This is a genomic window from Sphingopyxis sp. 22461 (assembly GCF_052044915.1).
Classification (GTDB): domain Bacteria; phylum Pseudomonadota; class Alphaproteobacteria; order Sphingomonadales; family Sphingomonadaceae; genus Sphingopyxis.
The window spans coordinates 239,222-250,936 of the sequence record NZ_JBQENY010000003.1 but is presented as its reverse complement, the minus strand read 5'-3'; the positions used below and the strand labels follow the sequence as shown (position 1 = coordinate 250,936).

The 11,715-nt window shown below is 66.4% G+C and carries 9 protein-coding genes and 2 tRNA genes; 4 read left to right on the top strand and 7 right to left on the bottom strand.

Annotated features, from left to right (window positions below; genetic code table 11):
• Positions 1-54 precede the first annotated feature (54 nt).
• Both ACTJI5_RS06105 and ACTJI5_RS06100 read left to right on the top strand, forming a co-directional pair.
• Positions 55-570, top strand: a complete 516-nt coding sequence (locus ACTJI5_RS06105) for a hypothetical protein (RefSeq protein ID WP_440859707.1) — start codon at positions 55-57, stop codon at positions 568-570.
• A gap of 218 nt (positions 571-788) precedes the next feature.
• Positions 789-3,305, top strand: coding sequence for a hypothetical protein (locus tag ACTJI5_RS06100; protein WP_440859706.1), 2,517 nt, complete (start codon positions 789-791; stop codon positions 3,303-3,305).
• Positions 3,306-3,334: 29 nt separating this feature from the next.
• Here ACTJI5_RS06100 and ACTJI5_RS06095 read toward each other — a convergent pair.
• The 7 genes from ACTJI5_RS06095 to ACTJI5_RS06065 form a co-directional block, all read right to left on the bottom strand.
• Positions 3,335-3,409, bottom strand: a tRNA-Glu gene (locus ACTJI5_RS06095).
• A 51-nt stretch (positions 3,410-3,460) separates the two neighbouring features.
• A tRNA-Glu gene (locus ACTJI5_RS06090) sits at positions 3,461-3,536 on the bottom strand.
• Positions 3,537-3,603: 67 nt separating this feature from the next.
• Complete coding sequence (locus ACTJI5_RS06085; RefSeq protein ID WP_440859705.1) at positions 3,604-3,987, bottom strand: VOC family protein; 384 nt, start codon at positions 3,985-3,987, stop codon at positions 3,604-3,606.
• Between the two features lie 22 nt (positions 3,988-4,009).
• Positions 4,010-5,779, bottom strand: coding sequence for a single-stranded-DNA-specific exonuclease RecJ (recJ, locus tag ACTJI5_RS06080; RefSeq protein WP_440859704.1), 1,770 nt, complete (start codon positions 5,777-5,779; stop codon positions 4,010-4,012).
• The gene (locus ACTJI5_RS06075; RefSeq protein ID WP_440859703.1) at positions 5,776-7,308 is read right to left on the bottom strand and encodes a PH domain-containing protein; all 1,533 of its coding nucleotides are present in this window, start codon (positions 7,306-7,308) and stop codon (positions 5,776-5,778) included. Before ACTJI5_RS06075 ends, recJ begins: the two co-directional genes overlap by 4 nt.
• Positions 7,305-7,832 (bottom strand): PH domain-containing protein, encoded by a 528-nt coding sequence (locus tag ACTJI5_RS06070; RefSeq protein WP_440859702.1) that lies wholly within the window; start codon positions 7,830-7,832, stop codon positions 7,305-7,307. Before ACTJI5_RS06070 ends, ACTJI5_RS06075 begins: the two co-directional genes overlap by 4 nt.
• 25 nt (positions 7,833-7,857) lie before the next feature.
• Positions 7,858-9,819: an alkyl/aryl-sulfatase gene (locus ACTJI5_RS06065; protein WP_440859701.1), complete on the bottom strand. Its 1,962-nt coding sequence runs from the start codon at positions 9,817-9,819 to the stop codon at positions 7,858-7,860.
• Positions 9,820-9,883: 64 nt separating this feature from the next.
• On the opposite strand from ACTJI5_RS06065, the gene ACTJI5_RS06060 reads away from it, so the two are divergent.
• On the top strand, positions 9,884-10,372 hold the full coding sequence (locus ACTJI5_RS06060; RefSeq protein ID WP_440859700.1) for an NAD(P)H-dependent oxidoreductase: 489 nt from the start codon (positions 9,884-9,886) through the stop codon (positions 10,370-10,372).
• A gap of 106 nt (positions 10,373-10,478) precedes the next feature.
• Positions 10,479-11,642 carry a serine hydrolase domain-containing protein gene (locus tag ACTJI5_RS06055; protein WP_440859699.1) on the top strand — a complete coding sequence of 388 codons (1,164 nt, stop codon included), beginning with the start codon at positions 10,479-10,481 and terminating at the stop codon, positions 11,640-11,642.
• The last annotated feature ends 73 nt before the right edge of the window (positions 11,643-11,715 follow it).

The following is an 11,715-nucleotide window of genomic DNA, read 5'->3' as shown; positions in this document are numbered from 1 at the left end:
CATCGATTCGATTGATGCTTAAATAAAATCCAAACAGTAAACAGGAGAGATAATATGAAGAATATTATTGCCCTTTGCGCAACTGCGCTTGCGCTTGCCAGTCCGGCAGTTGCCCAGGCCGCCACTTTTTCTCCGGACGGAACCTATGTGTTCACGGGTTCGGTCGAGGTGAAGAAGAACCTGCCCGTCTGGACGACCTGCGGCCTGACGCTCACGATCAACGTGACGGGCGGCGTCGCCACCTCGTCGGCCAGCCTCTCCGGAGCTTTTCCTTGCACGGGCATCACCTTTACGGGCGGCCCTTTCGCGACCGACGGGCTTGGCTCGCCGGTCACAGTGCTGGAGATGCTTGGCGTGACAACCAATATCCCGGCGATCCCGACGATGCCCCCGATTCCTGCCGATTCCTGTTCTGGCGATCTGCTGGCTCTCTGGAATGCCGGCACGATCGAGTTTCAGGACGGCGTGTCGGACACCCCTGACGCCAGCGCGCCCGGGACGGAGCCCAACTGCAAGATCAAGGGAACCCTCACCCAGACTTCGCCCGCAACGCCGCTCGTCATCACCTGAACGACCACTCCCGGAGGCCGCCATCGACTCCTGATGGCGGCCCCAACCTGGCGGGCGCCCGTTAACGGCGCCTGCCTTTTGCGTCAGGCAGGATGTTTCGGGATTGTCCTTTGCGTCGTGATGGCAAGTTTGCGCTGCTAGGATGCGCGCGTAGCGGGCGGGCGACGGACTCGCCCGGCTGTCCCGGACTTTTCCGGACCCCGAAGCTCTGGATCGCAGTGGCTTCGCTGGCCGCGTCGGGTGTCGATCAGGCGCGCGCGCAAACACTTGTCCAAAGCGCGGGAATGGATTCGGCCGCGGCAGCCGGACGACCCGATCCGTCAACGATCGCCGCCACCGCCGATTCAGAGATCGTCGTCACGGCCGGTCGCCGCGGCGAAGCCAGGGTCGCGGCCGAAACCGAATTCGGCGAAGGGGAAATCGCCAGTCAAGGCGCCGACAGCATCCAGGATCTGCTGAAGCGGCTTGCCCCTTTTATAGACGATGGCGGTGAAGAGCCTGTCCTGCTGATCAACGGCAAGCCCGCAGGCTTCGACCGTTCGATCCTCACCTATCCCGCCGAGGCACTCGACCGGCTCGCCGTGTTGAAGCCCGAGGCCGCAGCGCAATATGGCGAACCCGCAGGAAAACGTGTCATCAATCTGGTGCTCAAGAAAAATTTCTCGACGCTGAACGCCGACGCGGGCGCGAGTTTTGCGACGGCCGGCGGCCAATATGGCGGCATCCTGTCGGCAACGCGGACCGCGATCAGCGGCGACATGCGCTGGAACGCGCAAGCGCGGATCGGCGCGGATAGCGCATTTCGCAAAACTGCGCGCAATATCCCGCCGCGCGACGGGACATTCGACAGTGTCGGATTCATCGCGGCCCCGGACGGCGGAGAGATCGACCCCGCGCTCAGCCGGTCAGCCGGACATCTGGTGACGGCCGCCGCCCTCCCGTCCGGCGCGCTGACGGGGACGCCCCGCATCGACGACTTCGTCGCGACCGCCGGCGCGCTTCATCCCGTCGATCCCAACCGCTTCGAAACGCTGCAATCGTCGCGTCGCAATGCCTCGGTCAAGATCGGCGTCACGCGTCCGCTGGGCGGTTTTTCCGCCTCGCTGAACCTCAATGCCGGCCGGAGCGACAGCGGGGGGGAGCGGGGTTTGCCGATGGCATCGGTAGTCGTTCCCGCGGGCCATCCCTGGTCGCCCTTTGCGGACGACATCGTCCTGACCCGGCCCTTTGCAGGCGAGCGCGCGCTTCGCTCTGACAACGGCTCCACCTCGCTCGGTGCGTCGCTGATGCTGAACGGGCGTATCGGCGGTTGGCAAACCAGCCTCGCGATCAGCTATTTGCGCAACCACGCCGACAATTTCCTCGAAAGCGGTATCGACGTCGCGCGCGTCCAGCGATTGATCGACGACCGCGATCCCGCATTCAATCCCTATGGCGAGTGGGACGAAGGGCTGATGATCGCGACGCGCACCCGGACGAAAAGCGAAAATATCAGCGCCCGGCTCAACGTGCGAAAGACGATCGTCGATCTGCCGGCGGGGCCGCTCACCTGGAATCTCACCGCCCATACCGGCCGCAATCGCGCGGAAAGCCGGCAAAGCGATGCCGCGGGCAACCGAATCGCCTCGAACAGCATGACGCGCAGCCAGTCGAACGGGCTGATGTCGCTCAGCATACCGGTTTCGCGCGCGGGCGGTGCGGAAGCGGGCTGGCTGGGCGACCTGACCATCGACCTGTCGGCCAGCGCGCAGCTGCTGACGGACAGCCGGCCGCAGAAGGGATATGGCGGCAGTATCAGCTGGTCGCCCTCGCCGGTGATCCTGTTCCGCGGGACGATCGATTTCAGCGAAGCCGCACCCTCGTTCGACCAGCTCGATGCGCCGATCGTTACCACGATCATTCGCGTTTTCGACTATGCGCGCCAGGCGATTGCCGACCCCGTCTGGATCACCGGCGGCAATCCCGACCTGAAGAGTGGCCGCCGGCAAAGCGTGACGCTGACGGCCCTGGTGCGGCCGCTGGGCAACGAGGTGCTGACGCTCAATCTTGGCTATCGCCAGTCGGTCGCAAAGGGGGGCTTGGCGGCCTTTCCCGAACTGACACCCGCCATCGAGGCCGCGTTCCCCGCACGGGTTACGCGCGATGCGGAAGGGCGGCTCGTTGCAGTCGACGCGCGCGCGATCAACCTGGCGCGTGACACCAATGTCGACCTGTCCGCCGGCATCGCGCTCCGGCTGATGCTTGGGGGCGGTGAAGGGCAAAGCGAAACCGCCGCGAATCCGTGGCAGCTCAACCTGTCGCTCGATCACGGCTTGCGGTTGAAAAATGAACTTCTGACGCATCCCGGCGTCCCGGTGATCGACCTGCTGCGCGCCGGCGGGCAATCGCTTCACAGCCTGTCGTTTCAGGCGTCGATCGGCCGGCGGGGGATCGGCAGCACGCTGAGCGGCAGCTGGAGCAGCTCGGGACGATTGCGGGGCGGCGATGAAGTCTTTGTCTTCAAGCCGCCGCTGAAGCTCAATCTTTCGGCCTTCATCGAACCCGACCGCATATTCGCGGTTCCGGCCAAGAAGGGTTTGATGAGCGGGCTCAAACTGTCCGTCGATATCAACGATCTCCTGGCCGGGTATCGCCGGGTGACGCGCGAAGACGGGACGGTGCCTGCGGGCTATAGCCGCAACGAAATCGAGCCCCTCGGCCGCGTGGTGCGATTGACGGTGCGAAAGAAGTTTTGATGGCGCGCCCTGACCGAGCGCCTTGCCGCTGGTGACCCCTACGGGAATCGAACCCGTGTTTCAGCCGTGAGAGGGCCGCGTCCTGACCGCTAGACGAAGGGGCCTTATGGGTCGGAAAATTTGCGGAAAGGGGAGCCGACCGCTCCCGTGCCCGATGGTGACCCCTACGGGACTCGAACCCGTGTTTTCGCCGTGAAAGGGCGACGTCCTAGACCGCTAGACGAAGGGGCCGTCTGATCGGTGAAGCGGCGCATTAGCCGTGCGTGTTCCCCCGGTCAAGGACTCAATCGGCGCTAATTTAACCGTGCCGCGAATGGCATACCGCCTGCAGCTTGTTGCCCTCCGGATCGCGGACATAGGCGCCGTAATAGTTGGCGTGATAATGGGGGCGGAGCCCCGGCGCGCCCTCGTCGCTGCCGCCATTGGCAAGCGCCGCGGCATGAAAGGCATCGACCGTCGCCCGGTCGGCGGCGATGAAGGCGATATGGGTGCCATTGCCGACCGACACCGGTTCGCCATTGAAGGCCGGGCCGACGAAGACCTTGGGGCCGGTCGGCGTGCCATAGCCCTTGCCTTCGCTCTGCCGCACGAATCCGGGATGCCCGAGCACCGCCATGATCGCGTCGTAAAAGGGTTCGGCGCGGGCGAAATCTTCGATGCCGATTGTGATGTGGCTGTACATCGTCGCTCTTCCCTTCGTGCCTTCAGTCGGCCCAGGCCGCGTCTTCGAGGTGGAGTTCGGCGGCCGGCCGGCTGCCCCAGTCGTCGCGTTTCGCGCGGCCCGCAAGCCATAGTTTGCGGCTGCCGCGTGCGTGGAGCAACGCCTGACCCAGCTCGGTCTCGGCGCTGCGGAACGCGACCGCCTTGAAGCGCGCGCCGTCGTCGCCCGACACGATCAGGCGGACATGGTCGGTGCCGACGATCCCCGATTCGACGATCCGCACCGGCCCGGTCGCGACGCGCGGCGCGGGCCATCCGGCGCCGTAAGGTCCCGCGCTCTCGATTGCGTCGCACCAGAGCGGGTTGATCCCGCGCGGCGCGAGCACCGCGTCAATGAGCAGCGACTTGTCGCCGCTCGCGCGCTCGACATCGGCGGCGAGCCGGTCGTTCAAATAAGCGCCGAGCGCGTCGACCTTGTCCGCCGTCACGGTCAGCCCGGCCGCCATCGCATGCCCGCCGCCCGCGACGAGCAGCCCCGTCTCCTTCGCGGCGAGGATCGCGGCGCCAAGGTCGACGCCGCTGATCGAGCGGCCCGACCCCTTGCCGACGCCATCCTCGTCGAGCGCGATGACGATCGCGGGGCGGTGCAGCCGTTCTTTCAGGCGCCCGGCGACGATGCCGATCACCCCGGGGTGCCAGCCCTGCCCCGCGACGATCGCGACGGGCGCATTGCCGCACGCCGCGCTCGCATCGATCGCCTGTTCGAGCACCGCGGCCTCGATCGCGCGGCGTTCCTCGTTCAGCCGGTTGAGTTCGACCGCGATGTCGGCGGCTTCCTGCGGGTCCGATGTCGTGAGCAAGCGCACGCCGAGATCGGATTTGCCGACGCGCCCGCCGGCGTTGATGCGCGGGCCGAGCGCAAAGCCCATGTCGCTCGCGCTCGGCGGCTTGGTGAGGCGCGCGGCGTCCATCAGCGCGGCGAGGCCGGTGTTACCGCGCCGCGCCATCACCTTCAGCCCCTGCGTCACGAGCGCGCGGTTGAAGCCGGTGAGCCGCGCAACGTCGGCGACGGTGCCGAGCGCGACGAGGTCGAGCAGGTCGATCAGCGCGGGCTCGTCGCGCGTCGCGAAAAATCCGCGCGCGCGCAGCGTGCGGAGTAGCGCGGCGCCGAGCAGGAAGGCGACCCCGACCGCGGCGAGATTGCCGTGGGTCGCGGCGTCGGGCTCTTCGTCGAGCCGGTTGGGGTTCACCAGCGCGAAGGCCGCGGGCAGCGTCGTCGCGCATTGGTGATGGTCGACAACGATCACCTCGACCCCCGCCGCTTTGGCCTCGGCGATCGCGTCGAACGCCTGCGCGCCGCAATCGACGGTGACGACGAGCTTCGAGCCCGCCTCGCCGATCTTGACGAGCGCCGCGCCCGAGGGGCCATAACCTTCCATCAACCGGTCGGGGATATAGGCGCCCGCGGGCAGCCCCAGCCCGCGCAGCAGCCGGACGAGCAGGGCGGCTGAGGTCGCGCCGTCGACGTCATAATCGCCGAAGATCGTCACCGCCTCCTTGCGCTCGACCGCGTCGGCGAGCCGCGCGGCGGCGGCGTCCATGTCGCGGAACAGCGACGGGTCGGGCATGAATCCGCGCAAGGTCGGCGTGCGCTGGCGATCGAGGTCGTCGCGCGTCACCCCGCGCGCGAGCAGCAATTGCGTGACGAGATCGTCGGGCGCGAGATTTTCGGACGCCATGTCGGCGCTCGCGCGCCGCCAGTGCCACGGCTGGCCCTTGATCGAGTGCGTAATCCCCAGCGCCGTTTCGCTCATGACCGCGCCCTCGCGGCGAGGATGCGGGTGCGCAGGTCCTGTGCGGCGGCCAGCGGGATCGCTGGGATCTCGTGCGCGCCAAGCGAACTGCCGCCGGGGACGCCGAACACCAAAGTCGCAAGGCCGAGCGGGCGGAGGATGAAGTCGCTCTTGAGGTCGACGCTCTGCACCGAGGCGTGCGGCAGCAGCGTCGTCTTGGGTTTCCACGCCCCGCGCCGGATCGCGACCTGCTCGCCAAGGTCGGCCCAGCGATGGAAGCGCGCGCCGAACAAGGATCCGGCACCGATGAGCAGCCCCAGGGCCGGACCGAACCAGCCGAGATTCTGCCCGAATGAAACGGCGACAAGGCCGCCAATGGTTGCGCCGACGGCACCGATCAGCCCGCCGAGCGCGACGATGCCGTGGCTGCGCTGCCACGATTGGCCGGCATCGGGGCGCCGGATCGCGACCTCGTCCAGCACCGGGTCGATCACATCGAGCTTCGCAAAGGGAACGACCTGATGGTCATTTTCCTTCCCGCCGTCGCTCGCCAGGCTTTGCAGCCGGAGTTCGTGCCAGCCGAAGCGCTGGCGGAACCAGCCGGTGACGAGGATCGCCGCCTGCACGCGCTTCACCGGCACCGCGACGTCGGTACGCGTCGTGAGGCCGCGGGTGCGGCGCAGCGCGCGCGGCTCGCGCGTCAGGCGGAAACCCCAGTTGGCGAAAAACATCGTCGCGATCCCGCTCGCAAAACCGATGAAGAGGAGCGAGATGGCCGCGCCGACGCCCGCGACCCAGCGATGCGCGATCACCCACTGGTCGAGCCCGTAATCCTCGGCGATATCGATCCAGTCCCGGGGGTCGAAGACGTTGAAATCGAACGGCAGCAGCCCGTCGAAAAACTGCATGCCCGCGCCGACCACCGCGAGCGCGGCGAGCGAGAAGTTGAACAGCCCCGCGAGCAGCAACTGGCGCGGCCCCATCGCAAAGAGCAACCGGTCCTCGGTCGCGGGCGGTGCCTCGGGCGCATCGGCTACGACGGGCGCCGCCGCCTCGCCGCTGCGATGCGCGCGGATCGTTGTGCGCAGCGCCTGCGCCGAATCGAGCGCAATCGCGTCGAGGCTTGCGTCATTCTCCTTGCCGCCCGCGCCGGTCTCGAACCCGACCTTGGCGATGCCGAGCGCGCGCGAGACCAGCCCCTGCTCGATGCTGACGTCTTGGATGCGGTCGAAGGGGATGGTGCGATGCTGGCGCGCGAAAACGCCGCTTTCGATCACGACCTCGTCGTCGCCGACGAGAAAGCGGAAGCGCAGCCACTGGAACCACGCTGCGAGCAGCGAGAAGAGCAGAAAAGCGCCGATCGCGGGCACGATATACACCCAGTTGCCGGTGAACCCCAATGCGGCCACCGCGGGCAGGAAGTTGAGCGAGCGTGGCCCGAGCTTGACGATGGCGAGCGCGAGCGTCGCGGGGTGCAGCCGCTGCCAGTCCGGCTCGTCCCCAAAATCGGTTGAGGGGGTGGCGGCGCGCGCTGCCGCGGCGTCGCTCATGCGAAGTCGGTCTGGATATGACGGCGGATCGTCTCGCGCATCGCGGCCGCCAGGTCAGCGTGGAGCCCGGGCAGCGTCACCGTGCTGTTGTGCGTGCCCGAGGTGTGGACGATCAGGTGCGACAGCCCGAACCAGCGCTCGATCGGCCCCTGCCCGACGTCGATATGCTGGACGCGCACAAAGGGGACGATCGTATCGGTGCGGAACAGCCAGCCGCGCGCGACGCGTAGCTGTCCCTCGCCGATCTTGTACCCCCAGCGCGACACGCGGCGCGAAGGAAAGCTGACGATCACGATCGCCGCGATCACCCACGCGGCGGCGGTGATCAGCCCGTACGGTCCCTCGATATGGCGGATCAGCAGCGCGTCGAACACGCTCGCGCCGATCGCGAGCGGGATCAGGTTGAGCGCGGTCGCGATGCGCAGCACCTGCGCATAGGCGGGATTGACCGGATCGAGCCCCTCGGTGGCATTGAGCGCCTCTGCGTCAAAGGGGTCGGTCGGGTGCGCGGGGGTGTCGGTCATATTCCTCCGATAGTCGGTGGCGGCCCTATGGCACAACCACATTGAAGCGCGGGTCGGCGGGCGGGTGGAGCGCGAACCACGACAGGAACGCCGCACGGTCGCCGTCGATCTTGATCGCGCCCGACTGGAGCAGCGCCGGAAACTGCGCCTGCCCCAGCATCACATCGTCGAGCGTCGTCCGGTTTATCGTGATCGTCGCGGTGGGCGCGGGGTCGGTCAGGCCGTACCGCGGCACCTCGACCCCGCCGCCGACGACGATCGCGACCGTTTCCTTGCTGTCGGGCAGGTTGAACTGGAACGTGCCTTTGACTGCGCTCGCTTTCGCGGCGTCGAAGCGCGTCGCGAGCGCGTCGAAAAACACCGCGGTCGGGATTGCGCTGACGAACGACCGGCTTTGGCCATTGCTCGTCGCGCCCGGAACCGCATTGCCGCGCAGCGTCGCGGCGGCGGCGAGATAATAGTTGCGCCACGCGCCTGACTCGGCCTGATACCCCATCTGGTCATAGGCCGAGGCGAGCGCCGCGCGCGCGTCCCTGTTGTCGGGCTCGGCAAACACCAGCTTGTTCAACAGCTCGGCCGCCCAGCGATAATCGCCAGCCTTGATTGCCGCCCTGCCCGCCGCGAGCAGCTTGTCGGCACCGCCCGCAAGCGCGACATATTTGGGCGCCGATTGCTCGGGCGGCAGCGGGTTGAAATTCGCCGGATTGCCGTCCCACCAGCCGAAATAGCGCTGGTACGTCGCCTTCATGTCGTGGTTGAGCGTGCCATAATAATTGCGGGTCGAGAAATCCTTGCCCTGCACCGGCGCCTCGGCGGTCTGGTCGGCGAGTTCGTGCAGCGTCGCGCCGCGATTGGCGAGAAACAGAGTGCGGTCGTGGACATAACGATAAGCGTCGCGCTGGTTGGCGAGCAGGCTGCTCACCTCGCCCGCGCCCCATGTCGGCCAGTGATGCGACGCCAGCGCGACCTCGGCCTTGCCGCCCCAGCGGACGAGCGCGGCGTCGATCACCTTCGACCAGTGCAGCGCATCGCGCACCTGCGCGCCGCGCAGCGTGAGCACATTGTGCAGCGTGTGCGTGACGACCTCGGTCGTGTGCAGTGCTTTATACGCGGGGATATAAAAGACGAACTCCGACGGCGCCTCGGTGCCGCCCGCATCGAGGAATTCGAACGCCAGCCCGTCGATCGTCAGCGTGCCGCCCGTCGCGGCGACGCTCTCGGTCGGCTCCATATATCCGATGGTGCCCGACGACAGCTTCGGCCCCAGCCCGGTGTCGACCTGGCCCGCGGCCCCGGGGGCGAGGATCGACCCGAACATATAGAGCGCGCGGCGTCCCATCGCGGTGCCGGCAAGGACATTCTCCGACGTCGCTTCCTCCGAAAAGCCGTGCGGCGCGATGATGCGGATCTTCTCGCGCTTGACCTGTTCGGGGGTGACGATGCCGCCGACGCCGCCGAAATGGTCGCTGTGGCTGTGGCTGAAGATCACCGCCTTGACCGGCAGCCTGCCCGACTTCGCCTCGACCGTGTCGGCGAACAGCTTCCAGCTCGCCGCCGCGGCTTCTTCGGACAGCAAGGGATCGACGACGATCCATCCGGTCTTGCCGCGGATGATCGTCATCACCGAAATATCGTAACCACGGACCTGCCAGATCTTGCCCGGCACGACCTCGAACAACCCATGCACCGCATTCAGCCGCGCCTGCCGCCACAGCGACGGGTTTACCGTATCGGGCGCCGCCTTGGCGTCGAGGAAGGCGTAAGGCCGCCGGTCCCACACCGTCTTGCCGTCCTTGCCCAAAATCACGCCGCCCGGAATTTCGGCGAGCTTGCCGCGCAGCACATTGGCCTCGTCGCGCGGATCATCGAGTGGCAGGCGCTTGGCGATCTCCGCTTGCGCGGTGCGCGTCGCCTCGCTCGCGGCATCCTGCGCGGTGGCGGCGAAGGGCAGGGTCCCGGCAAGCAGCAGGGCGGTCAGTCGGCGCATGTCATGTCTCCCCTATGTTTCGGGCAGCTTGCGCCGCGTGCCGGTGCTTGGCAAGCATCGGCCCATGACCGACGCACCGCACCTCCTGATCGCCTGGCACAGCCGCACCGGTGGCAGCGAGGCGCTCGCGCGTGCCGCGGCCGAAGGTGCCGGTACGGCGGCAAGGCTTATCGCCGCGGCCGATGTCACGCCCGACGATCTCCACGCCGCCGGCGGCTATCTGTTTGTCGGCCCCGAAAATCTCGCCGCGCTGTCGGGTGCGATGAAGGAGATGTTCGACCGCTGCTATTATCCGTGTCTCGGGAAGCTTGAGGGCCGCCCCTATGCGACGATCATCTGCGCGGGGTCCGACGGCGAAAACGCGCAGCGTCAGCTCGACCGGATCGCGACCGGGTGGCGGCTGAAGCGGGTGGCGGATCATGTCATCGTCAACACCGATGCGCAGACGCCCGAAGCGATCCTTGCGGCCAAGACGATAGCCGCGGATCGCCTCGCCGAAGCGCGCGACCTCGGCGCGGCACTCGCCGAAGGATTGGCGGCGGGAATATTTTGAACAACTTTTTCTCGTTTATTGCCGGAGCTTGACGCCTCCGACAGTGTATTGATACGGCGAGAAAAACGTACTTGATATACTCCTCAAGCTTTAGGACCATCAAATAATGCTGAATAGAATTTCTGCCGCAATCGGCCTGATTGCGGTCATGGGCGGGCTTGGTGATAGTGTGAGTGCCCGCTCAGCGTCTGTAGCGGAGGCTGAAAACAAGGCAGCCATTGAACAGCTGGTCCAAAGCGAGATGAGCTCGCGCGGCATTCCGGGGCTCCAGTTGACGGTCGTGCGGCAGGGCAAGATCCTGTTCACCGGCGCCTATGGTCAGGCCAATGTCGAGGCATCGACCCCCGTCACCGAACAAACCACCTTTCCGATCAACTCGATCAGCAAGGCCGTTGCCGGCGTCGCGGCGATGCAGCTCGTCGAGGCGGGCAAACTGGATCTCGATGCGCCTGTTACGACCTATCTCGAAACGCTTCCCGCGACGTGGAGCGGCATTACCGTTCGGAATATCCTGACCCACATGTCGGGCCTGGCCGAGATTTCGGATGACAATCTGCGCCTGATCGATGGCGCCGAACCCGATGCCGCCTGGGCAAAGGTGCAGGAGCTTCCCCTGAGATCATCGCCCGGTACGAAATTCGCCTATACCCAGACCAACTATGTCGTGATGGGGAAGATTATCGAGAAGATCACGGGGAAATCCTACGCCGATTTCGTGCGCGATCGGCAGTTCGATGCCGTGGGGATGAAGCGCACGCGCTTTGCCGATGTTACCGGCGCCAAAGCCGGGCCCCACGCGGCGGCGCTCTATACGCATCTGACGCTGCGGATCGAGGGAATGAAGACCGTCGGCGCCGAACGAAGCGAGGTGCCGTTCGCGCGGCATGAACCGTGGACGGAAATTCTATTCCCGGCCGGGGGTGTCCGAACGACGTCCACCGATTTGGCAAAGTGGGTCATCGCTCTGCAAAAGCAGAAGCTTGTCAGCAAGGACGGCCTGCAGCAGCTTTGGAAGCCGCAGCCGCAAGCGGACGGCACGTATCGCGGCTTTGGCTCGCCCGTAAATGGCTATGGATTGGGTTGGCCCTCGGCTCGGCGTGCCGATCATCCGGCCATCACGCCCGTCGGCGGAGCCCGCGCCGCCATATTCATCTATCCCGGTGACGATCTCTCTATTGTCGTTCTGACCAATCTGATGGGCGCTTCGCCCGAGAAATTCGTCGATAAGATTGCTGCATTATATATTCCCGGCCTGACCGCCGGGAATTGATGGCAGCTCCCCGCGCAAGGCCGGGCGAAAAGCTGACGCGGGCCGCGTAGCAATACCGTCGCCCCCGCCTTGG